This window comes from Nonomuraea sp. NPDC051298, from assembly GCF_055586305.1.
In genome coordinates, this window is sequence record NZ_JBVJIM010000008.1 from 282,840 (window position 1) to 308,260 (window position 25,421).

21 protein-coding genes are annotated in these 25,421 nt (G+C 72.2%); 11 read left to right on the forward strand and 10 right to left on the reverse strand.

Going from position 1 to position 25,421, the window contains the following annotated elements:
* The first annotated feature begins 97 nt into the window (after window positions 1–97).
* The 3 genes from ACZ6S0_RS24705 to ACZ6S0_RS24715 are packed head-to-tail and all read left to right on the forward strand — an operon-like array spanning window position 98 to window position 3,319.
* Window positions 98–2,014: a bifunctional copper resistance protein CopD/cytochrome c oxidase assembly protein gene (locus ACZ6S0_RS24705; RefSeq protein ID WP_465921685.1), complete on the forward strand. Its 1,917-nt coding sequence runs from the start codon at window positions 98–100 to the stop codon at window positions 2,012–2,014.
* Window positions 2,015–2,018: 4 nt separating this feature from the next.
* The gene (locus tag ACZ6S0_RS24710) at window positions 2,019–2,408 is read left to right on the forward strand and encodes an ArsR/SmtB family transcription factor (RefSeq protein WP_465921686.1); all 390 of its coding nucleotides are present in this window, start codon (window positions 2,019–2,021) and stop codon (window positions 2,406–2,408) included.
* A complete protein-coding gene (locus ACZ6S0_RS24715) occupies window positions 2,408–3,319 on the forward strand; it encodes a cation diffusion facilitator family transporter (protein WP_465921687.1) in 912 nt (303 codons plus the stop codon). Before ACZ6S0_RS24710 ends, ACZ6S0_RS24715 begins: the two co-directional genes overlap by 1 nt.
* 137 nt (window positions 3,320–3,456) lie before the next feature.
* Here ACZ6S0_RS24715 and ACZ6S0_RS24720 read toward each other — a convergent pair whose 3' ends face one another.
* Together ACZ6S0_RS24720 and ACZ6S0_RS24725 are read right to left on the reverse strand one after the other, a co-directional pair.
* Window positions 3,457–6,123: an ABC transporter substrate-binding protein gene (locus ACZ6S0_RS24720; RefSeq protein ID WP_465921688.1), complete on the reverse strand. Its 2,667-nt coding sequence runs from the start codon at window positions 6,121–6,123 to the stop codon at window positions 3,457–3,459.
* A 141-nt stretch (window positions 6,124–6,264) separates the two neighbouring features.
* A complete protein-coding gene (locus ACZ6S0_RS24725) occupies window positions 6,265–7,182 on the reverse strand; it encodes a hypothetical protein (protein WP_465921689.1) in 918 nt (305 codons plus the stop codon).
* A gap of 179 nt (window positions 7,183–7,361) precedes the next feature.
* Between ACZ6S0_RS24725 and ACZ6S0_RS24730 the strand changes: the two genes are divergently transcribed.
* Entirely contained in the window at window positions 7,362–8,519 is a 1,158-nt protein-coding gene (locus ACZ6S0_RS24730; RefSeq protein ID WP_465921690.1) for an alkaline phosphatase PhoX, read from the forward strand.
* An 87-nt stretch (window positions 8,520–8,606) separates the two neighbouring features.
* Entirely contained in the window at window positions 8,607–9,452 is an 846-nt protein-coding gene (locus ACZ6S0_RS24735) for an SCO3242 family prenyltransferase (RefSeq protein WP_465921691.1), read from the forward strand.
* 16 nt (window positions 9,453–9,468) lie between these two features.
* Here ACZ6S0_RS24735 and ACZ6S0_RS24740 read toward each other — a convergent pair whose 3' ends face one another.
* Genes ACZ6S0_RS24740 through ACZ6S0_RS24750 form a run of 3 tightly spaced genes read right to left on the reverse strand, consistent with a single transcriptional unit; the run spans window position 9,469 to window position 12,736 of the window.
* Window positions 9,469–10,257, reverse strand: a complete 789-nt coding sequence (locus tag ACZ6S0_RS24740) for an ABC transporter permease (protein ID WP_465921692.1) — start codon at window positions 10,255–10,257, stop codon at window positions 9,469–9,471.
* Window positions 10,254–11,183 carry an ABC transporter permease gene (locus tag ACZ6S0_RS24745; protein WP_465921693.1) on the reverse strand — a complete coding sequence of 310 codons (930 nt, stop codon included), beginning with the start codon at window positions 11,181–11,183 and terminating at the stop codon, window positions 10,254–10,256. Before ACZ6S0_RS24745 ends, ACZ6S0_RS24740 begins: the two co-directional genes overlap by 4 nt.
* Window positions 11,180–12,736: an ABC transporter substrate-binding protein gene (locus tag ACZ6S0_RS24750; protein ID WP_465921694.1), complete on the reverse strand. Its 1,557-nt coding sequence runs from the start codon at window positions 12,734–12,736 to the stop codon at window positions 11,180–11,182. The genes ACZ6S0_RS24745 and ACZ6S0_RS24750 overlap by 4 nt, the downstream gene beginning before the upstream one ends.
* 296 nt (window positions 12,737–13,032) lie before the next feature.
* Between ACZ6S0_RS24750 and ACZ6S0_RS24755 the strand changes: the two genes are divergently transcribed.
* The gene (locus ACZ6S0_RS24755; RefSeq protein WP_465921695.1) at window positions 13,033–13,977 is read left to right on the forward strand and encodes a hypothetical protein; all 945 of its coding nucleotides are present in this window, start codon (window positions 13,033–13,035) and stop codon (window positions 13,975–13,977) included.
* Between the two features lie 136 nt (window positions 13,978–14,113).
* Window positions 14,114–14,647 carry a DUF3592 domain-containing protein gene (locus tag ACZ6S0_RS24760; protein WP_465921696.1) on the forward strand — a complete coding sequence of 178 codons (534 nt, stop codon included), beginning with the start codon at window positions 14,114–14,116 and terminating at the stop codon, window positions 14,645–14,647.
* A gap of 249 nt (window positions 14,648–14,896) precedes the next feature.
* Here the strand turns inward: ACZ6S0_RS24760 and ACZ6S0_RS24765 are convergent, their stop codons facing one another.
* The 3 genes from ACZ6S0_RS24765 to ACZ6S0_RS24775 all read right to left on the reverse strand — a co-directional run bounded on the left by ACZ6S0_RS24765 (window position 14,897) and on the right by ACZ6S0_RS24775 (window position 17,629).
* On the reverse strand, window positions 14,897–15,094 hold the full coding sequence (locus ACZ6S0_RS24765) for a ferredoxin (protein WP_344871817.1): 198 nt from the start codon (window positions 15,092–15,094) through the stop codon (window positions 14,897–14,899).
* Between the two features lie 31 nt (window positions 15,095–15,125).
* The gene (locus ACZ6S0_RS24770; protein ID WP_465921697.1) at window positions 15,126–16,337 is read right to left on the reverse strand and encodes a cytochrome P450; all 1,212 of its coding nucleotides are present in this window, start codon (window positions 16,335–16,337) and stop codon (window positions 15,126–15,128) included.
* A 95-nt stretch (window positions 16,338–16,432) separates the two neighbouring features.
* Window positions 16,433–17,629, reverse strand: a complete 1,197-nt coding sequence (locus ACZ6S0_RS24775) for an NAD(P)/FAD-dependent oxidoreductase (protein ID WP_465921698.1) — start codon at window positions 17,627–17,629, stop codon at window positions 16,433–16,435.
* Between the two features lie 153 nt (window positions 17,630–17,782).
* On the opposite strand from ACZ6S0_RS24775, the gene ACZ6S0_RS24780 reads away from it, so the two are divergent.
* The gene (locus ACZ6S0_RS24780) at window positions 17,783–18,424 is read left to right on the forward strand and encodes a TetR/AcrR family transcriptional regulator (RefSeq protein ID WP_465921699.1); all 642 of its coding nucleotides are present in this window, start codon (window positions 17,783–17,785) and stop codon (window positions 18,422–18,424) included.
* 15 nt (window positions 18,425–18,439) lie between these two features.
* Here the strand turns inward: ACZ6S0_RS24780 and ACZ6S0_RS24785 are convergent, their stop codons facing one another.
* Window positions 18,440–18,811: a DUF4267 domain-containing protein gene (locus ACZ6S0_RS24785; protein ID WP_465921700.1), complete on the reverse strand. Its 372-nt coding sequence runs from the start codon at window positions 18,809–18,811 to the stop codon at window positions 18,440–18,442.
* An 88-nt stretch (window positions 18,812–18,899) separates the two neighbouring features.
* Here ACZ6S0_RS24785 and ACZ6S0_RS24790 point away from each other — a divergent pair, with 88 nt between their 5' ends.
* The 3 genes from ACZ6S0_RS24790 (at window position 18,900) to ACZ6S0_RS24800 (ending at window position 24,799) form a co-directional block, all read left to right on the forward strand.
* A complete protein-coding gene (locus ACZ6S0_RS24790; protein WP_465921701.1) occupies window positions 18,900–19,481 on the forward strand; it encodes a TetR/AcrR family transcriptional regulator in 582 nt (193 codons plus the stop codon).
* Between the two features lie 158 nt (window positions 19,482–19,639).
* Entirely contained in the window at window positions 19,640–23,605 is a 3,966-nt protein-coding gene (locus ACZ6S0_RS24795; RefSeq protein WP_465921702.1) for a metallophosphoesterase, read from the forward strand.
* Between the two features lie 63 nt (window positions 23,606–23,668).
* Window positions 23,669–24,799 carry a HupE/UreJ family protein gene (locus tag ACZ6S0_RS24800; protein WP_465921703.1) on the forward strand — a complete coding sequence of 377 codons (1,131 nt, stop codon included), beginning with the start codon at window positions 23,669–23,671 and terminating at the stop codon, window positions 24,797–24,799.
* On the opposite strand, the gene ACZ6S0_RS24805 is transcribed toward ACZ6S0_RS24800, so the two are convergent.
* Window positions 24,786–25,364: a TetR/AcrR family transcriptional regulator gene (locus ACZ6S0_RS24805; protein ID WP_465921704.1), complete on the reverse strand. Its 579-nt coding sequence runs from the start codon at window positions 25,362–25,364 to the stop codon at window positions 24,786–24,788. The two genes, ACZ6S0_RS24800 and ACZ6S0_RS24805, sit on opposite strands and share 14 nt — an antisense overlap.
* Window positions 25,365–25,421: the final 57 nt, after the last annotated feature.

Here is a 25,421-nt window from a genome sequence, read left to right on the forward strand (position 1 = left end):
CCTGCGTATCCCCAGACATGTGGCGCAGGACGGGACATTGACCATGGACAGGCCCTATCCGGCCCGGCCCGATTCGACGCGCGGGAGTGACCGGCCGGTGCTCCGCCCGCCTGTGCCCGGTGACGGCCGGGCCCGGCGACTTCACGCGGGGTCGGCGCTGATCGCCGTGGCCGTCGTGCTGACGGCCGTCGCGCTGGCGCGCGGCGGAACCGAGCCGGAGATCGCCGGGCTGCCCGAGGCGGGACCGCTGACCGAGTGGGGCCTGCCGCTGGTCCGGCTCGGCTACCAGGTGTGCGCGTCGGCCGTCGTGGGGACGCTGCTCGCGGCCTCGGTCCTGGCCCCGGCGGGCTCCTCGGCGAGGGCGGTGTGCCTGCGCGCGGCCGGTCGGTGGGCGCTCGGCTGGGCCGTGACCGCGTGCCTCGGCTACGTGCTGACCGTGTCGGAGGTGAGCGCAGTGCCGGTCGCCGACCTGCTCGCCGACCCCGCCACCCTGGGCGCCGGCCTGTCGATCTCGCAGGCCCGAGCCCTCGCGCTGGTCGCCGCCGTCTCCCTCGCGGTCGGCGCGTCCACCCGTCTGGGACGCCCTCCGGCACCCCGCCCGCCTGCCGCTTCCCGGTCGGTCGCTGGGGTGCTGGGGCGGCCGCCTGCCGCGTTCCTGCTCGTCGTGGCGGCGGCCGGGATCCTGCCGCCCGTGTTCGTCGGCCACGCGGCCTCCGCCGGTGACCACGATCTGGCCGTGTCGGCGCTGGCGGTGCACGTGGTCGCGGTGTCGCTGTGGGTCGGCGGGCTGGGCGCGGTGCTCGTGCACCTTCGCGGCCGCGACGACCTCGCCGTGGCGCTGCCCCGCTTCAGCACGATCGCCCTGTGCTGCTTCGCGGCCGTGGCCGTCTCGGGCGTGGCGGCGGCCTGGGTCCGGATGAACGCGGTGCCCGACCTCTGGCAGACCACGTACGGGCGGCTCCTGCTCGCCAAGAGTGCCGCCCTGGCCGCCCTGGCGCTGTTCGGGCGGGCCCACCGCCGCCGTACGGTGGCACGGGCCGCCGACCGCACGGTACGGGCCACGTTCGCCCGGCTGGCGACCGGTGAGCTGGTGCTGATGGCGGTGGCCCTGGCCCTGGCCGTCGCCCTGTCGCGAACCGCCCCGCCCGGCACCGGCGACGGCGGGCACGACCCCGGCGTGCTCGGCTACGACCTGCCCGGCCTCACACCCGTCACCCTGCTCATCGAGGCGCGCCTCGACCCGCTGGTCCTCCTGCTGCTGGCCCTGCCCGCGATCGGCTATCTGGTCGGCTTGCGCCGGGTCCGCGCGTGGCCGCTCGGGCGCACGCTCGCCTGGTACGCCGGCCTGGCCGCCATGGGCCTGGTCCTGCTCGGCGGCGTCGGCGCGTACGCGCGGGCGACGGCGCCGGCCCACGCCCTGCAGCACACCGTGCTCGCCGTGGCCGTCCCGCTGCTGCTCTGCCTCGGCGCTCCGCTCACGCTGGCGGCCCGCGCCACCACTCCCGCCTCCCAATACGGTCGTGTCCGCGCCCACCTGACGGTTCCCCCTGCGCTCCTGGCCGTGGTTCCGGTGGCGTACCTGGTGGCCTTTCCGCTGCTGTACCGCACCGGCTGGCTGGCCTGGTCACTTTCCGGGCATGTTCCCCATATGCTCACCCAGTTGTCGTTCCTCGCCGCGGGGCTGGTGGTGTTCTGGCCCCTCGTGGGCGTGGACCCGCTCCCGCGCCCGCTCTCCCGGCCGGTGCGCGCCGGTCTGCTGGGCGCGGTGGCCGTGGTGCTCCTGGCGGTGGGCGTGTTCCTGCTGGTGACGCCGCCGGTCGCGGCCGAGTGGTTCGTGGTGGCCGCGCCGCCCGGTGGGCCTGACCTGTTCGCCGGTCAGCGGCTGGCCGGGGCCGTCCACCTGCTGGTCGCGTTCCTGGCGCTCGTCCCCTTGGCCGTACGCCTGACCCGCCCTCGCTTGACGGGGCGCCAGGACCACCCGCTACCTTGCTCATATGAACAGTCCTTCAGATGACAGAGTGTTGGCACTCGACGCCTGTACCACCCGGGTGGTCGACGCCGACCGGGTGACGGCCGTGCGCGAGCGCATGCCGCAGTCCGAGGACCTGATCGACACGGCCGACGTGTTCGGCCTGCTGTCGGACCCGAACCGGCTGCGCCTGCTGGTCGCGTTGCTCGACGGCGAGCTGTGCGTGTGCGACCTGGCGGCGGTGACCGGCCAGAGCGAGTCGGCGGTCTCGCACGCGCTGCGCCTGCTGCGGGCCCACCGCATCGTGGCCGCCCGCCGTTCCGGCCGCATGGCCTACTACCGGCTGGAGGACCCCCACGTACGCATGCTGCTGGACGTGGCGCTCGCGCACACCGAGCACACCGAGGCCCTGCACCCCGAACGCGACGGGAACACCTGATGGGCACCGGCCACGGACACGGGCACGCGCAGGGGCACGCGGGCGGCCGGCACCGCTGGCGGCTGGCCGTGTCGTTCGTGCTGATCGCCGGGTTCTTCGTCGTCGAGCTGGGCTACGGCCTCGCCTCCGGGTCGCTGGCGCTGCTCTCGGACGCCGGTCACATGGCCGCCGACGTGGTCACCCTCGGTGCGGCGCTGGTCGCGACGAGGATCGCCACCCGGCCCGACACCACCGGGCGGCGCAGCTACGGCTCCTACCGGGCCGAGGTGTTCGCCTCGCTGCTGGCCGTCGTGCTGATGCTGGCCGTGGCGGTCTACGTGGTCGCCGAGGCGGTCGGCAGGATCGGCGGTCCCGCCGAGGTCTCGTCGGGGCCGATGGTGGTGGTCGGCGCGATCGGCCTGGTCGTCAACCTCGTCGCGCTGGCCCTGCTGCGCGCGGGCGCCCGCGAGAGCCTCAACGTCAAGGGGGCCTACCTGGAGGTCGTGGCCGACACGGCGGGCTCCGTCGGGGTCGTCGTGGCCGGCGTCCTGATCTCGGTCACCGGGCAGGCGCTGTGGGACACGCTGGTGGCGCTGGCCATCGGCGCCTTCGTCGCGGTACGCGCCATCGGGCTCGGCCGCCAGGTGTTCGCCGTGCTCGGCCAGCACGTGCCCGAGGGGGTGGACGCCGCCGCCGTCGCGGCCGACCTGGCCGCCATCGACGGCGTACGCGACGTGCACGACCTGCACCTGTGGACCCTCACCTCCGGCATGAACGTCGCCACCGCCCACCTCGTCGCCGCCGATCTCGGAGACAGCCACGCCGTGCTCGATCGGGCCCGCGAGGTGCTGCTGTCCCGGCACGACATCGCGCACGCCACCCTGCAGATCGAGCCGGCCGACCACAGCGGCTGCGACGAACTCGGCTGGTGACCTCGTAAGGCGGCCCTGCACGAGCGGGTGCAGAGGCATTACCACTCGCCCCGTGCGCCCGGCACGCCCCGGAGGCGGCCATGACCCTGTCGGCCTCAGGGGCGGCCTCGGAGGGCGGGGTCACCGTGCGGTCCGCTCTACTGGGTGGCCGGGGCGGCGGTGCCCTCGTCGCTGGTGTCCCGCAGCTCCGCGCACAGGCGGTCCTTCGTGGGCGGCGCGTATTCGGGCGGCTCGTCGGTGTCGAGGCGGCCACAGCGGACGACGGGGTGCGAGTATTTCTCCCCCGTCTTCTCCACCTTCATGATGGCGATGGACTTGTTCATGGGCGTGTGCCGTTCCTCGCTGGTGAAGTCGATCACGCCGCCGGACCCCGCCCAGGGGGTGTCGCCCGACATGCGGGCCAGCCGGTAGAGGATGTCGCCCCGGCTGGGCAGCCGCTGGTCCTCCTGCCCGCCGGTCGTGCTGGCGACCCGGTAGGCGGTGTTCGCGGCGCGGTAGACGACGTCGGCCGCGTCGTAGGTGAGGATGAGGTTGTCGTCGGAAAGGTCCTCGTGGACGCCGGCCAGCAGCCTGCTGACGAAGCCGGTGGCGGACTCGGGCGTCCACAACGTCCGGTGCGCCAGGGCCATGTGGTAGACCTCGACCTGCCTCATGTCCGCGATCTCCTCGCCGTGGTCGCTCACGACCTTGACGACGTCGTCCGCCGCGATGACCTTCACCCGCCCGCACGCCTGGCCCTCGATCGCCCGCAGGAAGTCACGGAACTCCGACGAGCGGCCCGCGAAGACGAGCATGTTCGGCTTCCGCAGACAGGCTTTCCCCGCCGCGGAGGAGATGCCGCCCTCGTCCACCGTGTACGGGATCCGCTCCGCGACCGTGACCCCCTCGACCCCCAGCGCCCGCTCGAAGTCGTCGGCCAGATTGCCGGTGTACTCGTCGCTCGGCGTACGGTCCTCCACGATGACCGCGACCGGATTCGCCACCTCGCCCAGGAGGGTGCGCCGGGCGTAGCGGGCGCCCAGGGTCGCCTGGCGGAAGTTCGTCGGCCCGACGTGGAAGAAGTAGGGGGACGGCTCTCCCCGCACGGGTGACTTCTCGTCCTTCCTGACGTAGCCGAGCCGGTCCGCGGTCGCCGTGCTCGACACCATCGGGATCTTCGCCAGATGTAACTCCTTGATCGCCTCGCTGACGCCGCTCACGCTGCGGGGCAGGCCCACGACGGCCATCACGTGCGGGTCACGCTCGGCCATCTCGGTGATGAGCTGCGCCGTCCTCCTCCCGTGCACGAAGTTGTCGCCCGCGTTCGCGATCAGCACGCGCAGGCGGGGCGTGCTGGTGACCGTCCGCTGGAACTCCATGACCGCCGTCAGCTCGGAGATCGCGGCGGCGAGCCGGGTGTCGTCGGGAGTGGTCTTCTTGATCGAGAACTCGCCGAACAGGACCATGCTCACGTACCGCCCGGACTCGGTCGCGTAGACGTTGTTCCTGTCGATCTCCTGGACGAGTTCGCGCACCTTGCCGGCGAACATGTCCTCGGGCGTGGCACGGGAGGCGTTGACGATGCCGACGCACTCGTTCTCGATGCGCTCGGTCCAGGGCAGGCCGCCGCAGTGCTCGTCCCGGTCGCGCTGGATCCAGACGACCAGCGAGAGCGGCACGACCAGCAGCAGCGCCATCACCGCCCAGTAGAACCTGGCGCGCGCGTGGCGTGGCGGCGGCGGCCGGTACGCGGGATCGCCCGCGGGCGGGGCCGTGGCCAGGACGGGCAGGCTCAGGTCGGGCACGCCCAGCCGGGCCGCGTTCCGCCATCTCCTGACCGCCTCGTCCAGGTCGTCCAGGTCGTCGGGCCGCGCCGGTCGGCTGGGCGGGACGTCGGGCACGGACGCCAGCACCACCATCGGGGTGAGCAGGCCGGTCCTCCTGGTGATCTTCTCGAACAGGTCCAGGAAGCGCGCGTTGGTCCCGTCGGGGGTGTCCACCTGGAGCGCCAGGAGCGCGTACAGGCCCCTGCCCCAGCTCGGCCAGGGGATGACCCACTTCCTGTACGCGTCCAGCAGGTCCTGCATCATCGCGTGGACCAGCAGCTTCTCGGCCTGCGCCGGTGTCGCGCCGGCGATGCGCAGCGCGTACTGGGGGAGTCGCTCGAAACGCTTCCGCCTCAGCGCGGGCTTCTTGCGCAGCCAGCGCATGAAGAGCGAGCCCCGGATCGACAGCAGGCCCTGTGCCCCGGTGCCGGCCAGGGCCACCACGGCGCCGAGCAGCCACGGCACGACGCCCACCAGGTCGGAGGCCCCGCCGACCCACCAGACGGCCAGCGTGCCGACGGGCACCCACGTCGTGGCGGCGCGGGTGAGGAAGTCGGCGGACGTCCGCACGCCCCGGTCGCCGCCGCTGCTGCGCCTGCGCCAGGCCCGCAGCCGCTTCCTGAACTCGCGGTAGCCGGTGTGCGACTGCGGCTCGGGCGGCCAGGGGTCGGTGGTGCCCTGCGGCGGCAGGTCGCGCTGCTCCATCGCCCAGAGCACGAACTGGGCCAGCGGGAAGCGCGGCGGCGGCAGGAGCGAGCCGCCGACCGGCTTGCCGAGCTGGCCGTGCTCGCCTGCCAGCGCCTTCACCAGGTCGCGGATAGAGGCGTGCTCGTCCTTGACGAACGCGTACGGCACGGAGTCGGCGAACGGCTCGGCGAGCCGCTGGACGGCGGGCCGCGCCTGGTCACCGGTCACCAGCACGGTCGGGAGGGGCGGGTCGGCACGCCAGAACACGGGCCGGCGGATCAACCGCTCGATGACGCCTCGTAGCTCGGCCACCTGGACACTCCCTCAGCCGGATCCATCCCGTGCCTGGTGAACGAAGAATGACGCAGTGGTTCATCATCATGACCCACGGCCGGAGGCGGGTCCATTCCTTTGTCCACACCCGTATGGCATTCGCGAGAGGGACGGCTCGGTTCACAAGGGGCGTACGCGGACGTCGCCGACCGCGCCGCGCACGAAGTCCTCGTCGCCGGAGGCGGCCAGGTAGAAGCCGTCCCTGCAGTCGCTCCGCGCGATGGCGTGCCGCGCGTCGAGCACCACGCGTGCCCCGCCCAGCCGCCCGCAGTCGGGGACCGGCACCAGCACCAGCATGCGGCGGCTCAGCCCGCCGAGCCAGAGCTGCGGCCCGACGAGCAGGCCGTCGCGGATCTCGCCGGGCCGCGACAACCGCAGCGGGCCGCCGCCCGACAGGGTGAGGAATCCGTCGGGGGTGAGCGTGCCGCGCAGGTTCTCGGCCCAGGACAGCCGCTGGTCGAAGGTCAGGCTCGCGTGATCGTCCTGCAGGGCCAGCCGCCACTCGCCGAACGCGAACAGCAGGACCTGACCGGTGCTGTCGCGGCCGGGCGGGCCCGGCCAGAGCGTGACCCCGGGGGTCAGCGGGCGGACCATCGGGCGACCGGCCGCGATCTCGGGCTCGCCGTAGAGCGGGGTCGTGAGGGCGCGGAACGCCTCCTGCCCGCCGCCGGCCAGGGTGCCGCTCGTGTACGGACGGGCGCCGAGCGCGGCCAGGTTCAGCTCGGCCGGGTAGGACAGCTCCGCCCGCGACCCGTCGGGGAACGTGACCCGTATCGTCCTGGTCCCGCCCGTGCCGTGCGGGGCCGGGTAGACGGCGTTGGGCGTCACCCCGGCCGCGTGGCGTACGGGTGAGGGGGAGACGACCGGGCCCGGCCCCGAGTCGTCCCGGCGCTCGGGCACGTCGGGCGCGGGACCGAGCACGGGTGTGAGCAGGGCGATGAGCAGGGCCAGGGCCGTCAGCACGAGCAGCGCCGCGGTCCCCGCCCGGCGCGGCCCGCGCGGGGTCTGCTCGACGATCTCGGCATCGCCGTCGGCCATGGTCTTCCTCTGTCGTACGACTGTCGCATCAAGTTCAGATCATCAGCCGCCATGGGCGCAAGCGGGCACCTGAATGTCCGGCATCGCACTGTTGCCGTTAACTTTTCTGACGGTCTGATGTATCTTCAGCCGACTTACTGTCAGCGGAGCCGTACCCCCCGGTCATGGAGGTTTCGTCGATGGAACGCCGTAATTTCCTGCGCGCATCGGTGCTCGGCGCGAGCACCCTCGCCTTCTCCGGCAGTCTCTGGCAGGGCGCGGCGCTGGCCGCCCCGGCCCAGAACGCCCCCGGCCCCTACGGTCCCTTACAGGCCGCCGACGCCAACGGCATCCTGTTGCCGGCCGGCTTCACCAGCCGGGTGGTCGCACGCTCCCGCCAGGCCGTCCCCGGCACGTCGTACACGTGGCACGACGCCCCCGACGGCGGCGCCTGCTTCGCCGACGGCAGCGGCTGGATCTACGTGTCCAACTCCGAGATCAACCCCGGCGGCGGCGCCTCGGCGATCCGCTTCGACTCCGGCGGGGCCGTCACGTCGGCGTACCGGATCCTGTCCGGCACCCGGACGAACTGCGCGGGCGGGAAGACGCCCTGGAACACCTGGCTGTCGTGCGAGGAGGTCAGCCTGGGCCTGGTGTACGAGACCTATCCGTTCGGCGGCGCCGCCGTGCAGCGGCCGGCGATGGGCCGCTTCAAGCACGAGGCCGCCGCCGCCGACCCGGTCCGCAAGGTGATCTACCTCACCGAGGACGAGACCAACGGGCGCTTCTACCGGTTCGTCCCGACGACGTGGGGCGACCTGTCGTCCGGCACCCTGCAGGTCCTGGTGGCAGGATCCGCCACGTCGGGCTCCTTCACCTGGGCGAACGTCCCCGACCCGGACGGCTCGCCCACGGCCACGCGTAGCCAGGTCTCCGGGTCCAAGTCGTTCAACGGCGGCGAGGGCTGCCACTACGCCGACGACACGGTCTGGTTCACCACGAAGGGCGACAACCGGGTCTGGCAGGTCAACCTGACCAACGACACCTACGAACTCGCCTACGACGACAGCCTCGTCAGCCCCGGCACCGCGCCGCTGACCGGCGTCGACAACGTCACCGGCTCCACCTATGGCGACCTGTACGTGGCCGAGGACGGCGGCAACATGGAGATCTGCCTGATCACGGCCGACGACAAGATCTCCCCGTTCCTGCGCGTCAACGGCCAGGGCTCCTCGGAGATCACCGGGCCGGCCTTCAACCCCGTGGGCGACCGGCTCTACTTCTCCTCGCAGCGTGGCACCTCGGGGTCGTCCTCCGGAGGCATCACGTACTGCGTGACGGGGCCGTTCCGCACCTGAGGCCAGGGTCTCCGCGCGGCGGACGCCCTTTACATGGTCATATTTCCTGACTTGTATGGGGGTGTTGGCCGACCACCCGGAGGTTTCATGGTGCGGGCATGGCTGGAGGTGGTCAGGGCCCCGGCCGCGGTGTCGGTGCCCGGCGACACGATGGCGGGCGCGGCGGCGGCCGGGCTGCCCTGGCGGCCGGGGCTGGGTGTGGCCTCCACCCTGCTCTACTGGGCCGGGATGGCGCTCAACGACTGGGCCGACCGCGCCGATGACGCCGTCGAGCGGCCGGAGCGGCCCATCCCGTCCGGGCGGATCACCTCTGGGCAGACGCTCGGTCTCGCCCTGGGCCTGACCGGCGCGGGCCTGGCCGCGGCCGCGGTGTCCGGCGGGCGGCGCGGGCTGGCCCTCGCCGGGCTGCTCGCGGGCGCCGTGTACGCCTACGACCTCGGCCTCAAGCGCACGCCCGCGGGACCGGCCGCGATGTCCCTGTGCCGCGCCCTCGACGTGCTGCTCGGCGCCGACGGACGGGCCCGTGCCCTGCCCATGGCGCTGGCCGTGGGGGCGCACACGTACGGCATCAGCGTCCTGGGCCGGGCCGAGGTCGAGGGCGCCACCCCGGCCACGGCCCACGCCGCGCTCGCCGCCACGGGGGCCGCCGCCGTGCTCAGCCTGGCGGCCTGCCGGGACGCCACCGTGCACGGCCGTCTGGCGGCGGCGGCCGCGCTGGCCGGGTACCTCGCCGTGGCCGTGCCCGCCCAGGCGGGGCTGCGGGTGAGCGCCGACCCGGCGCAGGTGCGCACGGCCGTCCGGCTGAGCATCCTCGCCCTGCTCCCGCTCCAGGCCGCCGCGGTGGCGGGCCGGGGCCGCCTGGGCCAGGCGGGTGCCCTGCTGGCGGCCCATCCGGCGGGCCGCTGGCTGTCGGCGCGCATGGCGACCTCCTGAACCGTGTGGCGCACGATCACCCCGTACGCCGGGCGTCGACCACGAGGGCCATGGCCAGCCCGGTGACGGCCAGGGCCAGCGCGGGCACGACCGCCAGCCGGGGAGCGGCGACCAGCAGCGGCGTGGCCTCGCTCACCATGCCGCCCCAGTCGGTGTCGGGCGGTGGCAGCCCGACGCCGAGGAAGCCCAGCGACGTGACGGCGACCAGCGTCCTGGCGAAGTCGGCCGTGGCCACGGTCAGCACCGTGCCCGCGATGTGCGGCCCGATCGTACGGCGCAGCAGGTAGGACGGCGACGCGCCGATCGCCCGCACCGCCAGCACGTAGCCGGAGGCGGCCACCCGCCGGGTGGCCGTGGCGGTGACCAGCCCGCAGTTCACCCAGCCGAGCGGCACCAGCGCGACCAGCACGGTCATCGCCCCGGGGGGCAGCACGCCCGCCAGGGCCAGCGCCAGCGTGAGGCCGGGCATTGCGAGCGCCACGGTGGCGGCGAAGCGCAGCAGCCGCTCGGCCCACCCTCCGGCCAGCCCGGCCGCCGCGCCGGAGACGGTGCCGAGCAGGGTGGTGACCGCCGTGATGGCCAGCGCGAACGTCAACGACGTACGCCCCGCCGCGGCCGTCCTGGTGAGCAGGTCGCGGCCGAGTTGGTCGGTGCCGAGCCAGTGCTCCCCGCCGGGCGGCAGCAGCGCCCGCCCCAGATCGGGCACCCGCGGATCGTGCCCCGACACCACCGGCGTGACCAGGCAGAACAGCACCATCGCGGCGAACGCCAGCACCCCGGCCCGGCCCCTCACCGGCCCTCTCACTGGCGCCGCACCCGTGGGTCGCAGACGGTCATGAGCACCTCGGCCACGGCCAGCACCAGCACCGTGGCGACCGCGGTGACCAGCACGTACGCCTGCACCACCGGCAGGTCCCGCTGCCTGATCGCCGACACCGCGAGCTGCCCCACGCCCGGCCAGGAGAACAGCGTCTCCACCACCACCGCCCCGGCCACCAGCTCCGCGAGCACGAGCCCCGTCGCGGTGACGGCGTTCGGCGCGGCCACGCGCAGGGCGTGCACGACGACCGTGCGCCGCGGCCGCAGCCCTTTCGCCGCGGCCAGCCTGGCGAACGGCAGCCGCAGCGCCCCGGCGAGATCGGCCCGCAGCAGCCGCAGCAACGTGGCCGCGCCCGGCAGCCCGAGGGTCAGCGCGGGCAGCACGACCGCGCCGGGGCCGTCGTCCCCGCCCGTGGGCAGCGCCCGCAGGCCGACCGCGACCACGCTGATCAGCAGGATCCCCACGACGTACGGCGGCACGCCCGTCACCGCCACCGTCACGAATCCGATCGCCCGGCTCACGAGCGAACGCGGCCGCAGCCCCGCCCACACGGAGGCGAGCACGGCCAGCCCGACCGCGACCAGCGCCGCCGCCCCCGCCAGCCGCAAGGTCGCGGGAACCCGCGCGAGCACCTCCCCGGCCACCGGCGACCGGTCGGCGTAGGAGCGGCCCAGGTCGCCGCGGAGCACGTCGAGCAGCCAGCTCACGTACCGCTCCGCCGGCGGCCGGTCCAGCCCCAGTTCGGCCCGCAGCGCCGCGACGTCGGCCGGCGTGGGCTGGACGCCCCCTCGGCGCAGCAGCTCCTCGGCCGGGTCGCCCGGCGCGAGCGACGTCAGCAGGAAGACCAGCACCGACAGGGTGAGCAGCGTGAGCAGCAGCTCCACCGCCCGCCGCAGCAGGACGGCGGTCATCTCACCGGTACGAGCTTGCCCAGGTCGACCACGTAGGCCGCGTTCTGCGCGACGCCGCCGACCTTGGCGGTCGTCACGATCGGGTTGTCCTGGTAGGCCAGCGGCACCATCGGCCGGTCGGCCGCCAGCAGCCGCTGTGCCCGGTGGTAGAGGTCGCGGCGGGCGTCCGCGTCGGTCGTGGTCGCGGCCCGGTCGATCAGGTCGTCGAACTCGGGGCTGCGGTAGCCGAGTCTCCGTTCGACGTTCCAGGCCGCGTCGGAGCGCAGGAACCGCCGGAACAGGTAGTCGGCGTCGCCGTTGGGCACGCTGTACGCGCTGAGGAACAGGTCGTAGCCGCCCGCCTCCATCACGGACTTGGTGGCCTCGACCACGCTCACCTTCGCCGGCAGGCCCGCCTGCTCCAGGGCCGCGCGCAGCACCTCGGCGACGTCGGCGTAGGGGAACTGGCCGGTCTCGGCCGAGGAGACGAGGACGGTGACCGGCTCGGCGGGCGCTCCCGCGGCCGTCACCAGCTCGCGGGCCCTTGCGGGGTCGTACGCGGGGGCGAGGCCGGGGTCCGCGAGGTCGCCGAAGGCGGGGGACAGGAAGGCGCCGCCGGGCCTGGCCGTGCCCGCGAGCAGCTTCTCGGCGATGGCCCGCCGGTCGATCGCCAGGTCGGCGGCCTCCCTCAACCGGGGGTCGGAGAAGGGCTCGCGGGACGCGTTGAACGTCAGGTAGTGCGTCAGCGCCGACGGGCTGCGTACGACGCGGTAGGCGCTGTCGGCGGCCACCGCGGCGACCTGCCCCGGCAGCAGCGCGCCCTTGTCGATCAGCCCGTCCACCTCACCGGCCCGCAACGCCGCCACCCTGGCGTTGGCGTCGGGGATCACCCTGACCACGATCCGCCGGTACGCCGGGGCGGCCCCGTGGTAGTGCGGGTTCGCGGCGAGCACCGCCCGCTGCCCCTTGACCCACTCGGCCAGCGTGTACGGCCCCGTGCCCACCGGCCCGCCGGCGAAGTCGCCCGAGGCGGCGAACGCCTTCGGCGACTGCACCATGCTGAAGAAGCCCGCGAGCCTGCCGGGCAGGTCGGCCACCGGCTCCTCCAGGGTGAACACCACCTTGCCCGCCTCGGCGCGCACGCCGGTGAGCTTGCCGTAGGCGGCCTCCATCCCGGCGTCGAGGCTGAAGAACGCCGACGGGCGGGGTGCGATCCGCCGGAACCGTTCGATGTTGGCGACCACCGCCTCGGCGGTCAGCGCCGTGCCATCGCTGAACCGTACGCCCTCGCGCAGCGTGAACGTCCAGCGCCGCCCGCCCTGGGCGCTCTCCCACGAGACGGCGAGGGCGGGGACCGGCCGCAGCCGGTCGTCCACGGTCACCAGAGGCTCCCACACCCGCAGCGTCTGGTGTGTGTAGTAGGGGTCCTGCGGCCCGGCGACCAGGTCACGCGGGGCCGCCAGGGTGAGCTGCCCACCGTCCTGCCCGTCGTTCCGAACGCCGTCCTGGGTGCCGCACGCCGCCAGCACCGCTCCGAGGAACGCCAGCAGCATGATCAAAGCTCGTCTGCGCAACCTGACCTCCCCTCGGGACGGTAACCGGGTTCATCCGGCTTGACGAGATCAATCGCGCTACTCATCGGACGTGGGCCACCTTCGGTCCATCTCAACAAAGTGATAATCATAATCGTTTCATGAGATTAGGGACATGTCCGATGGGTCGTCAAGAGCCATCCTTCGCCGGGGCACGTCGGACCCGAGGACGGGCGCGCTCTTGTTCCGCTATGGGTGCGCTCCTTCCCGCTTGCCCGAGAGCACGACAGATGGTCAGGATGATCGGTGCGCACGTCCCCGTCCCCCGGAGGTGCTCCATGACCGCCTTCCTGCGTTTCCTGCTCGCGGCAGCCGTGGCCCTGGCCGCGCTGCCCGCCCTGCCGGCCGCCGCCGCGGCCCCGGCCGGCATGTACCGGTTCGTGGTCGCGATCGGCGGGCTGAAGACCACCTCGCGAGAGAACTGGGTACGCCTGGCGACTTACTCGCTCACCGCCGACGGCAAGGCGTACGACTCACACTTCCACTGGTCGCAGCGCGTACGCGTGAACCGCAGCTACACCGGCGTCAGGGGCTCGGGCTGCGGGGCGCGCGACTGCGAGGTGCAGACCGCGAACGGCTTCCAGGCGACCAGTTCCCCCAAGCAGCTCAGCGGCACCTACACGGTGACCGGCTCGGTGCTGCGCATCACGTGGACCGGGAACGGCTGGGAGGAGTGGACGGTCAGCGAGCCGATCCCCGGCCAGCTCGCCAAGCTCAGCTATCGGGGCAGCTCGTTCGGGGCGACCCACGGCTACGGATACGGCAGCAACGCCACCTGGAGTCAGCGGGCGTCGATGGCCCAGATCGCCGCCTTCGACCACCAGCGGCTCAAGCACGACTACCACCTGTGGAAGACCGACGCCGGGACTCCGTACCTCGACGAGGGGGCCGGGGCGCCGTTCTGGATGACGGGGTGGCGGCGGTGCGCGAGCGGGCGGTGCCTGGGCGGCGCCAACAGCGCCACCGACTACTACCTGGCCACGGCGAACGCCACCTCCACCGACCGCCGCGACACCGTCTGGCACTGGCGGCGTGAGCTGGCCGACGGGCGCGGCGAGCACTGCTACACCGGAAACTCGCACGTCAAGCCCATGTTGCAGATCATCGACAGCTCGGGCGGCTTCCATGGGTGGGTCGCCGTGGAGGCGTCGCTCAACCAGTCGTCGCCGAGCCAGGGCACCTCGGCCGACGACATCGGCGTCTTCGAGCTGAGCGAGTTCTGACCCGCCCTCCTGCCGTCCGCTACGAAGCCGCCATTCAGATCGCCATTGTCAAAATGGCAGCGACCGCTACGCCGACGACGGGAACCCTGGTCAGCCGGAACGTTCTAGCATGCAGACCGACTCGAGGGGACCTGCGTTGGAAGACCTGTTCCAGTACCTCCCGTTGCTGTTCGTGGCGTTCGGATTAGTGATCATTGTGGTTTCGGTCAGGGGGATTATCAACAGCAAGCGGTTCGTAGGGCGGGCGCAGCGGGTGCAAGGCGTGGTCAGCGACGTCCGGACGAGGTTCTCGGGGCGAGGCGACACCTTGCGCGCGCACCAGTGGCCGGTCCTGACCTTCACAACCCTGGATGGGCAGGAGATCACCACTGAGGCGGTGGCCCCCTCTCGCCTCGGCACCGGCGACAGGACCGAGGTGCTCTACGATCCGCAGCACCCGACCACGGCCATGCCCGCGAGCAACGTCGGCGGCGGCTACGGTGGCGTGGTCGCCGGGCTCATCGCGGTCGTGATCGGCGTGGTCTTCTTCCTCGGCTTCCGGGACGGTGTCGGCCTCTGGGACGGTGTCGGCTTCTGGGACGGCGGTAGTCAGAGCGGGTGCGAGATCCAGCGCCCCGACGGCTCCTTCGAGAAGATCGACTGCCCGCCTGGCATGAGATTCGGCGAATGACCGGCCCCCAGGCCGTGGGCCGCCACCTCGCGCCCGCGCCCGGTGGGCAGCCTTGTCGGGGTTTCGCTGGCCGACCCCCTGGCCGAGCTGCCCGACAGTGCGCCCGACAGAACGCGGTCGCGGTTGGCGGGCATCCCCCGGTCTTCTCGACCGTGGCTGCCTCACGGCCCCCCGCGCCGCGCTTCTGCCCCTTGTCGGCATGCGCACGGCGCCGGGACGGCGTGCGCGCCGATGATCGTTCCCCGGCGGTCAGTCCTCGCTGACCTCGATCGCCGCGCCCGGACAGACGGCGGCGGCCTCGCGGACCGCGTCGTACTGGCCGGGCGCGGGTGTGGCGTCGAGCAGGATCACGATGCCGTCATCCTCCCGCTGGTCGAAGACCTCGGGCGCGATCAGCACGCAGTTCCCCGCGCCGCAGCACTTGTCCTCGTCGACGGTGACCTTCATCTCGGCTTCCTCTCGTTCCTGGCTCTCGCCCTCACCAGCGGACCGGCACCGTACGCAGGCCGCCGACCGCCAGCCCCTCCATGCGCTCCAACTCCTCCACCGGCACGGCCAGCTCCAGGGTCGGAAGCCTGCGCAGCAGCACTTCGAGCACCACCTGCAGCTCGGTACGCGCCAGCGACTGGCCCAGGCAGGAGTGCGGGCCAGAGCCGAAGGCGAGGTGCGGGTTCGGGCTGCGGGTCAGGTCCATCTCGCCCGCGTCCTCGAAGGCGCTCTCGTCGCGGTTGGCGGCGGCCATGCTGCAGATCACGGTCGTGCCCTTCGGCAGGACGGTGCCCGAGACCTCGCTCTCCACGGGCAGGTAGCGCGGCAGGCCGAAGCCCGCGTTGGCGTCGAGCCGGAGCGTCTCCTCCACCGCGGTACGGATCAGCGCGGGCTCGGCCAGCAGCCGCTCCCACCGGCTCCGGTCGGCCAGCAGCATCGAGACCATCTTGCCGATCATGTTGGCGGTGGTCTCGTGCCCGGCGACCAGCAGCCCCATGCCGGTGGCCAGGATCTGGAGATCGGACAATCCGCCGTTCTCCGGCCCGCCGGCCGCGATCAGCTCGCTGAGCAGGTCGTCGCCCGGCCGCTCCCGCTTGGCGGAGACGTGGTCGGACATGTACTGGTAGAACTCGGCCTGGGCGACGTCGATCTCTTCCTTCCCGTACCGGGTGAGGTTGAGGAGCGTGTCGGACCAGTACGAGAACCGGTCCCGGTCCGAGGCGGGCACCCCGAGCATGTCGCAGATCACGTACACCGGCAGCGGGAAGCCCAGCCCCGCCTTGAGGTCGCCGGGCGCGCCGCGCTTGACCAGGTCGTCGATGAGGTCGTCGGCGATCTGCGTCATCTGGGGGCGCAGCGCGGACATGCGCTTGGCGGTGAACCACCTGCCGACCATCCGCCGCCAGTGCTGGTGCGCCTCGCCGCTCTCGGGGATGATCCCCGTGAGGCCGCTGTTGAACACCCCGCCGCCGTCCGCCGACATCCGGGCCGCGTCGGGAGCGGTGAGCGCGCGGGTGAAGCGCGGGTCGGCCAGCATCTGCTTGACGTCGTCGTACCTGGTCACCAGCCGGGCCTGGTCGCCGCTGGGCAGCCGTACGTGGGCGACCGGGCACTGGCCGCGCAGCTCGGCCCACTCCGCGGGCGGGTCGAGCGCGGCGTCGTTGGCCAGCGGGTAGTTCAGCACCTGCTCATTGACACTCATTCAGCATCTCCTCTGGAACGGATGGTCGTGCCGTCCTGGCGCGGGCGGCCTCGTGTCGTGTCCTGGTGGTTCGTGGTCCGCCGATCGGTCGACACTCAGGCGGGTGCGAGGGGCTCGGTGCCACGCCAGGCCCCGAGGGTCTGTTGTCGCAGGACGCGCGCCTGCTTGGGCATGTTCCAGCCGAGTACGCCGGTGACCTGGCCGTCCTCGCGGTAGAGGGCGGCGAAGCGGTTCTCCCGCGGATCGCCCTCGGTGACGCTCACCTCGGCCCGTGGCGACGGCAGGCCGTGGGCCTGGATCTTGACGTCGTACTGGTCGGTCCAGAAGTACGGGATCGGCGTGTACGGGCGGTCGGCGCCCAAGAGGTTGGCCGCCACCGTCTGGGCCTGTTCGGTGGCGTTCGTCCGGTTCTCCAGCCGCAGCCTGCGGCCGAGCCCCTCGTGGTGCCACGAGGCCACGTCGCCGACCGCGTACACGCCTTCGGCGGCGCGGCAGCGCGAGTCGCACTCGACCCCGTCGCCCAGGGTGAGCCCGCTGCCCGCCAGCCAGCCGGTCGCGGGCCGGCAGCCGATCGCGATCAGTACGAGGTCGGCGGGCAGCACCTCGCCGGTGGCCAGCCGCACTCCCGTGACGCGACCTCCGTCATCCGCCGTCAGCCCGTCGACCGCGGCGCCCAGCCGCAGGCGCACGCCGTGCTCGGTGTGCGTCCGGGTGAGGTGCCCGGCGATCTCCTCGCCGAGCTGCTCGGCCAGGAGCGCCTCGCCGAGACCGGCGAGCGTGACGTCGATGCCCATGCCCCGGGCGGTCGCGGCGATCTCCGCGCCGAGCACCCCCTCGCCGACGACCACCAGCCTCCTGGCCGCGGTCAGGCCCAGGCGCAGCGCGAGCGCGTCGTCGAGGCCGCGCAGCACGTGCACCCCGGCCAGGCCGTCCTGCCAGGGGAGCCGCCGCGGCTCCAGGCCGGTGGCGACGACCACGGCGTCAGCGTTCAGCGCGCGGCCGGAGGCGGCGGTGACCGTGCGGTTCGCGGCGTCCAGGGCGACGGCGCGCTCACCCCGTACGAACTCGGCGCCCAGCGCCTCCAGTTGCGCCCGGGTGCGGAGCTGGGCCCGCTCCGGCTCCCACGCCCCCGCCAGGACCTGCTTGGACAGCGGCGGCCGGTCGTAGGGGAGATGGGGTTCGGAGTCCAGCAGCGTCAACCGGCCGGTGTGTCCGTGCCGCCGTAGGGCCTCGGCCGTGCCCAGGCCCGCGGCCGAGGCGCCGACGATCAGGATGCTTCCCGGCGAGGTCACGCCGCGTCACCCGGGTGCCGGGCGGCGCGTCCGAAGATGGCCTGGCCTGCACGAATCCGCATGTATAGCAAGTCCTTTCGGTCGTCCTTTCCTGACAATACCCTACATCTGTAGGAAAACCTTCAAGTGTAGGCAGAAGGTAGGGTGAATTTCGTGGCAACGACGACCAGAGACGGCGGCAGCAACCCCTCGGGCGACCGGCGCGTCCGCCGTACGCAGGCGGCCCTGGCGCGGGCGCTGCTGCAACTCGTCGAGAAGCAGGACCTGTCCAGGATCACCGTCGCCGACGTCGCCGAGCGGGCCGGGGTGAGCCGCTCGACCTTCTACGACCACTACCGCGACGTCCACGAGCTGGCCGAGGTGGCCTGCACGGCGATGATCGACCGGCTGATCGAGGCCATTCCGACCCCGCGGACCGTCACGCCCGAGCTGGGGCCGGAGGCGATCAGGTCGCTGGAGGGCTTCTTCGCCAGCCTCGCCGAGCACGCGGGCCTCTACCGGGCGCTGCTCGGGCCGCAGGGCAGTGCGCGGGTGGCCGACCACATCCGCCGCCGGACGGCCGGGGTCATCCACGAGCGGCTGAGCGAGGCCGTCGCCGGGCCGGGCGAGCACACCGGGCTCCCGCCGAACCTGCCGCCCGACGTGCCCGCCGCGTTCACGGCCGGCGCGCTCATCGGGGTGGCGTCCGACTGGCTCCAGCGCGGCTGCCCGCGCTCCCCGACCGAGATGGCCGCCCTGACCTGGCCCCTCATCAGCGCCCTCTACCGCATCCAGCCCCCCGGCGCCGGGTCGTGACGGGCGCGGGACGGCTCAGAGGGCGAAGAGCAGGGCGGCGTTGATCAGCACGACCACGGCGGTCGCGAAGTGGATGCCGAACGCCACCGCCCGCGTCCCGCCGTTGCGCAGCACGATCAGCGTGTCACCCAGCGGCACCAGGGCCACCACCAGCATGAACCACGCCTCGGCGGTCGGCCCGGCGAAGGCCAGCAGGGCGAGCCCCAGCAGGCCGTAGGTCCCGTCGCGCACTCCCTTGACCGTCAGGTACGCGCGGTCGCCGTCCACCTTGGCCGGGACGCCGTAACCGGCGGCCGACGGTCGGGGCGCGAACAGGAACCGGGCGCCGATGAACAGGATCATCAGGTTGAGTGCGATGGCCAGGCCGTAGGCGAGATAGGTGAGCATGTCCGTCTCCAGGTGCTAGCGCTGCTAGGAATTGAAGTGATGCTAACAGTACGTCGACAAAAACTCTAGCGGTGCTAGATTTGCAGGCATGTCGATCCAGGGGCGCAAAGAGCGCGAACGTGCCGAGCGGGAGAAGCTGATCATCACGGCGGCCCGGGAGCTGGCCGAGGCGGAGGGCTGGGAGGCGGTGACGACCCGGCGGCTGGCCGAGCGGGTCGAGTACAGCCAGCCGGTGCTCTACAGCCACTTCAAGGGCAAGGACGCGATCATGACGGCCGTGGCGCTGGAGGGCTTCGCCGACCTGGCGGAGGAGCTGCGCGCGGCCCGTACGTCGGCGGACGCGGCCGGGGCGCTGGCCGCGGTCAGCGCGGCGTACGCGGCCTTCGCCGACCGGCGTCCGGCCCTCTACGACGCGATGTTCCGGCAGAGCGTCGACCTGCCGTTCGCCACCCCGCAGGCGCCGCCCGCCCTCCAAGCCGGCTTCGGCGAGCTGGCCGAGGCCGTACGTCCCCACGCGGGTGACGCCGACCTGGGCCTGCTGACCGAGGTGTTCTGGGCCGCCCTGCACGGTCTGGTGACGCTCACGCGCGGCGGCAGGCTGGCGGCCGGGGGTGGCGGGCGCCGGATCGAACTTCTTCTGGCCCGTTTCGCGGGTCCAATCTCGTCATGATCCACTGACGTTTGCGTAGTTGTGACCTAGATGATGAGAAATTTCCTGTTCTCTTCAGCCTCACCATGCTCATCGTTCACTCGGGCGCTCCAATGTGCCCGAGGGCCGCCCTACGGCGCCCTTGAACGTTTGAGAAGGGACTGCACCAGATGCAGCCAATGGCATCACCCAAATCACTGGGCGGTTTACTGACCCGGGGACGCCTGGCCACGGCCGCCGCGCTCGCGGTGCTGCTCGCGGGCAGCCTCGTGACCTCGGCGTACGCCGACCCGGCGCCCGCCCAGCAGGACCGCGGCCGGCCGAGCCCGACACCCACGGCCTCCCCGACCACGAACCCGCCCACGCTCACCCCGGCGAGCGGTTCCTACCTGGAAGGCACGGTGAAGGTCGCGGCGGTGCCGACCGCGGCCGGTGACAGCGTCACCAAGCTCGCCGTCGACGACACCGCGCTCGACGCCACCCGTACGTTGGGCGTCTCCAAGCTCTCCTTCGACGTCGGCTCGAACTCGACCGAGGCGCAGTACCACAGCTACGTGCTGGTCAACGGCGCCTACCGCAGCGAGATCGGCAACTTCGTCAACCAGCGGGCCACCATCGAGGTCCCGAACGAGCACCTCGTCAAGGGCGAGAACACGGTCGAGATCGTGGTCGGCGCGATCCAGTCGTCCTGCGGGCTCAACTACGACGACTTCGTGCTGTCCGAGGTGGGCCTCGAACTGCTCGGCGAGGTCGCCGACGGCGAGGACAACCCGTACACGCTCTCCTTCGGCGACGGCAGTTGCGGCACGAACACCTCGCTGCTCAAGCGCGCCACGCTGAAGTTCTTCACCCAGTCCGACCCGCAGGCCACCACGGGCCTGTCCACGGACCTGGACACGGCGAAGCTGGCCAACGGCGAGCACGTCATCACCGCCACGACCGCGTCCGGCGTCAGCGCCAAGAACACCGTGACGGTCAACAACGCCCCGGCCGGCGCGCCGCGCCTGCTGCCCACGGACGGCACGCTCGTGGCGGGCACCAAGCCGATCTTCGCGCACGTCCCCGCGAACGGCACGGGCGGCGTCAAGTCGCTCACCGTGGACGGCGAGGAGCCCGCCGCGAAGGCCACGCTCGGCAACGGCGCCGCCAAGCTCGCCTTCGACGTGGGGGCGGACCCGATCGAGGACAAGTACGACAACTTCCTCCTCGTCAACGGCAAGCGCATCGACCTCGGCGGCTCGTACGCGAACCAGCGCGTGACCGTGGCGGTCCCGGCCCGGTTCCTGGTGCCAGGCGACAACACGATCAAGGTCGTCACCGGGGACTACAAGGAGTCCTGCGGCAACAACCGCGACGACTTCGCGATCGCGAACCTCGACCTCGCCCTCGACGGCGCCAAGGTGACCGGCAAGGACATCCAGGCGTCGTACGGGATGGGCGACGGCGCCTGCGGCGACAACCAGGGCGCGCTGCGCGAGGCCGAGCTGCGCTACACGATCGACGCCCCGGCCGTCCGCGTCCCCGAGACGCTCGGCTCGGGCCAGGCGACCCTCAGCTTCAACGTGGGCAGCAACTCGATCGAGGCGCGCTACCAGAACTACGTGCTCGTCAACGGCCAGAAGGTGGTGCTCGACGGCGACTTCGTCAGCCGCCGGGTGGACCTGGCGATCCCGAACGAGTACCTGGCGCCCGGCTGGAACACGATCGACTTCGTGGCCGGCACGTTCCCGACGTCGTGCGGCAACAACCGCGACGACTTCGCGATCTCCAACCTCGCCCTCACCCCCGCCCAGGGCACCGCGACCGGCCAGATGCTCAAGACCTCGTACGGCATGGGCGACGGCAACTGCGGCGACACGGTGAACCCGCTGACCGAGATCGACCTCCAGTTCCTGGTGGACGCCCCCGCCCGCGGCCTGCGCGCGGACCTTGACACCACGCAGATCAAGGACGGCAGGCACACCCTGGCCGCCACGTCGAGCACGGGCGAGGTCGCCACCCGCGTCCTGATCACCGACAACTCGGCGCCGAAGGTGACCAGGAGCGTCCCGGCGGCCGACCAGAAGATCACCGCCTCCGTGGTGCTGGACGTGAAGCTGGACGACGCCTCGGGCGTCGTGTCCGGCCCCGACGTCAAGCTCGACGGGCAGCCGATCGAACTGGGCGCCAAGGTGGGCCCCGGCCTGCGCGCGGGCAAGCACACGCTGACCGTGACCGGCGTCGACGGGCTCGGCAACGCCACGGCCCGCGAGATCGTGTTCGAGTCGGCGGGCATCCCCGACGTCCCGGCCGAGCTGTCCCCGGCGCTGGGCGCCGTGGACGTGTCCGACCCCGCCACCCTGTCGGCCAAGGTGGCCGAGCCTGACGGCGGACGGGTGACGGCGACGTTCTCGCAGGCCGAGATCCTCACGCCGAACCAGGCGTACCAGGGCGAGGCCACGTCCGTGCCCACGACGCTGCGGGTGCCGGGCGAGCGCAAGGTCGGCACCGACGCGCTGGAGCCCGCCGACGGGCGGACGCTCGACGCGCCCAACGGCAAGGACCTCGTCTACCAGCGCTTCGACGTGCAGGTGAAGGGCCACGTGGACGCGCCGGTGCTGCGCTGGGAGGGCGTCATCGACCCCGAGCGGCTGGTGTCGCTGCGGGTGTGGAACACCGAGACCAAGGCGTGGGACCTGCTGACCAGCGCCCGCGGCGCCGCCGAGGGCAAGACCCTGCTGACGGCCGTCGTGGACCGCGCGTACGTCGACAAGCAGCAGGTGCACGTCATGGTGACCGGTGAGGACCCGTTCGCCGACGACATCGAGCCCGGCGACCCGAACACCTTCGCCGACCCCGCCTCGTACGACTTCTCGATCGTGCACTTCACCGACACCCAGTACCTCTCCGAGGGCGCGGTGGAGCAGGAGACGGCCGAGGAGCGCGCGGTCTGGGAGTCGGCCTACGGCGGCATCGTCGACTGGATCAAGAACAACAAGGACCAGCGCAAGATCTCGTACGTCGCCCACACCGGCGACATCATCGAGAACAACAGCCGCAAGCCCGTGGACGAGGCCACGCAGCGCCAGGTCGTGGGCGAGTTCGAGGTGTCGTCCAAGCAGCAGCGCGTGCTGGACGACGCCGGCATCCCGAACGGCGTGATCGCCGGCAACCACGACAACCAGTCGGGCCTGGAGACCGGCCCTGAGTCGATCTACAACAAGTACTACGGTCCCACCCGCTACCAGGACGCCGCGCGGGGCTGGCAGCACGCCGAGTACGGCGGCCCCTGGAAGGAGGGCGACAACCAGAACCACTACGACCTGTTCTCGGCCGGCGGGCTGGACTTCGTCGTGGTCGGCCTGTCGTACGGGGTGACGAGGGACGAGGCCGAGTGGGCCGACTCCATCTTCAAGAAGTTCCCCAACCGCAACGGCATCCTGCTCTCGCACGACTACATCGTGCCGAGCACGAACCCCGACGGCCGCGGCGCCGGGTTCTCCGCCCCTGACGGGTCGATGCTGTACAAGACGGTCGTCGAGAAGAACCCGAACGTCTTCCTGATCCTCGCCGGCCACGAGCACGGCGTGGGCACGAACGTGAAGCCGAAGGTCGGCCAGGTGGGCAACGGGGTCGTCGAGCTGCTGGCGGACTACCAGTTCTACACGGTCTCGGCCGACCGGCTCGGGCTCACCGAGATCGGCGGGTACAACCCGGCCGACCAGCTCCAGTTCGGCGCGAGCTTCTTCCGGCTGCTGCAGTTCGACGTCAAGCGGGCCGAGCTGAGCGTGGACACCTACTCGCCGCTGCTCAACGAGTTCGGCGCCACCGAGTACGACCCGCTGCGCCGCTACAACGGCCTCGAGGACAACATGGTGCTGCCGGTCGACCTGACCTCGCGGACGACGACGCTGCAGACCGACTCGCTGGCGCTGTACAAGCCGACGCGGACCATCGGCAAGAGCACGGTCGCCTCGGGCCAGGTCGCCTCCGTCAAGTGGGACCGCCTCAAGGACGACACGGCCTACGCCTGGTTCGTCACGGCGCGTTCGGCGGGCGGCGGCGTGACCGCCTCCGAGCCGAGCGTCTTCGTCACCAAGGACGAGCACGGCCGCCCCGGCAAGTGGGGCCCGGACTCGCCCATGCACCGCTGGTTCAACCGGTAACTCTCACTCCGCCCGGCCCCGCGTCGAAGGGGCCGGGCGGCCTTTCCTCATGGAGACAACGACATGCTGCAGCGGGTGTCCCTCGTGGTCCTCGCCGTGTTCCTCGCCACGTTCGTCGGCGGCCTCGCGCCGGCCGTCCCCGCACGGGCGCACGACGCGACCACGACCGCGCACGCCGAGGTGACCGCCGCGGGCGGCGTGAACGTCAGAGTCGTGCTCGACCTCGAGTACGACCTGCTCATGAAGTCCGCCTGGCTCTACGCGGAGGCGTACGAGGCGAAGGGGCGGGACGAGCAGCTCCGTCAGCTTCGGATCAACCGCGACGCCGTGACCACCTACATCACCGAACGGTTCGCGGTCGCGTACGACGAACGGCCCTGCGCCCCCACGATGGCGTCCGAGCCCGACGTGCGTCCGCGCGGCAAGAAGACGTTCGCGCTGCTCACCCTCTCCTACGCCTGCCAGGGCGCGGGCGGGGGAGCGCACGCGATCTCCAGCGCCCTGTTCCCCGACTCCGAGACGTTCGTGCACAGCACGGAGACGCTCGTCCGCTACGCGCTCGACGGCGAGAAGGGCTCCGCCGTCCTGGTCGCCGAGAGCCCGACCCTGCGCGTGGGCGAGCGCCGGGCGGTGAACCAGATCGGCGAGTTCTTCCTGCTGGGCGCCGAGCATCTGCTGCTCGGCCTCGACCACGTGCTCTTCCTGCTCGCCCTGCTCATCGGCGCGCGACGGGTGCGTGAGGTCGTCATCACGGCCTCCGCGTTCACGGTCGCGCACAGCGTCACGTTCCTGCTGGCGGCGATGGGGGTGGTGAACGTGCCCGGCGGGATCGTCGAGCCGGTCATCGCCGCCTCGATCATGGTCGTCGCGCTGGCCAACCTGCGCGGCCACGACGACGACCGGCTCGGCAGGTGGCGGCTGCCGATCGTCTTCGCGTTCGGCCTGATGCACGGGCTCGGCTTCGCGGGCGCGCTGGACATCGACCGGAGCGGCTCGTGGGAGCTGCTGCTGTCGCTGCTGAGCTTCAACGTCGGCATCGAGGCGGCCCAGCTCGCGATCGTCGCCGTGGTCTTCCCTCTGTTGGTGCTGCTGCGCCGTACGTCGCGGGGGTCGAGGGCGGTGGCGGCGCTGTCGATCCCGATCGTGGCGGTCAGCCTGTTCTGGTTCTTCGAACGGCTCCCTACGCCCTTCTGACCAGCACCCGGTCAAGGGCCTCGTGGACGGCCCCGCGTACGGTGGCGGGGTCGTCGAGGTCGAAGCCGACCGCCAGCCCGTCGCGCAACAGCAGCAGGATGTCGGCCGTCCGCTCGGCCCAGGGGTCGCCGTCGGCGGCCAGCAGGTCGCGGAAGAGGTCGCGTATCCAGCGGCGGTGCTCGGCGACCGCGAGCCGGACGGGGTGGGCCGGGTCGGGGTATTCGGCCGCGGTGTTGAGGAAGGCGCAGCCGCGGTAGCCGGGCCCGGCCCCGAACTCGCACATGAAGGCGAAGATCGCCCGCAGCGGCTCGCTGGGGGACTCGGCGCGCAGCTCCTCGACCATCGCCCGCTGCGCCGCGCTCTGCGCGGTCACGTAGGCGCGGACCAGCTCGTCCTTGCTCGGGAAGTGGTGGTAGAAGGTCGCCTTGGCGACACCGGCCGCGGCGATGATCCGGTCGATGCCGACCGAGTGGATGCCCTCCGCGTAGAACAGGCGCCCGGCCGTCTCCAGCACGCGGTCGCGTGCGGGGCTGGGGCGGCGGCCCTCCGGCGCTTCTGTGCTCACCCTGTTGACGCTACCAGACAGGTCTGTCTAGTATCGAGCCATAAAGCAGACAGACAG

Excerpts from the sequence above, each read along its gene's own strand:
- ACZ6S0_RS24735 (WP_465921691.1), top strand. The coding sequence starts at position 8,607 with ATGGTGCGGGCATGGCTGGAGGTGGTCAGGGCCCCGGCCGCGGTGTCG.
- ACZ6S0_RS24755 (WP_465921695.1), top strand. The coding sequence starts at position 13,033 with ATGACCGCCTTCCTGCGTTTCCTGCTCGCGGCAGCCGTGGCCCTGGCC.
- ACZ6S0_RS24800 (WP_465921703.1), top strand. The coding sequence starts at position 23,669 with ATGCTGCAGCGGGTGTCCCTCGTGGTCCTCGCCGTGTTCCTCGCCACG.
- ACZ6S0_RS24785 (WP_465921700.1), bottom strand. The coding sequence starts at position 18,811 with ATGCTCACCTATCTCGCCTACGGCCTGGCCATCGCACTCAACCTGATG.
- ACZ6S0_RS24715 (WP_465921687.1), top strand. The coding sequence starts at position 2,408 with ATGGGCACCGGCCACGGACACGGGCACGCGCAGGGGCACGCGGGCGGC.
- ACZ6S0_RS24730 (WP_465921690.1), top strand. The coding sequence starts at position 7,362 with ATGGAACGCCGTAATTTCCTGCGCGCATCGGTGCTCGGCGCGAGCACC.
- ACZ6S0_RS24725 (WP_465921689.1), bottom strand. The coding sequence starts at position 7,182 with ATGGCCGACGGCGATGCCGAGATCGTCGAGCAGACCCCGCGCGGGCCG.
- ACZ6S0_RS24795 (WP_465921702.1), top strand. The coding sequence starts at position 19,640 with ATGGCATCACCCAAATCACTGGGCGGTTTACTGACCCGGGGACGCCTG.
- ACZ6S0_RS24770 (WP_465921697.1), bottom strand. The coding sequence starts at position 16,337 with ATGAGTGTCAATGAGCAGGTGCTGAACTACCCGCTGGCCAACGACGCC.
- ACZ6S0_RS24745 (WP_465921693.1), bottom strand. The coding sequence starts at position 11,183 with ATGACCGCCGTCCTGCTGCGGCGGGCGGTGGAGCTGCTGCTCACGCTG.
- ACZ6S0_RS24790 (WP_465921701.1), top strand. The coding sequence starts at position 18,900 with ATGTCGATCCAGGGGCGCAAAGAGCGCGAACGTGCCGAGCGGGAGAAG.
- ACZ6S0_RS24765 (WP_344871817.1), bottom strand. The coding sequence starts at position 15,094 with ATGAAGGTCACCGTCGACGAGGACAAGTGCTGCGGCGCGGGGAACTGC.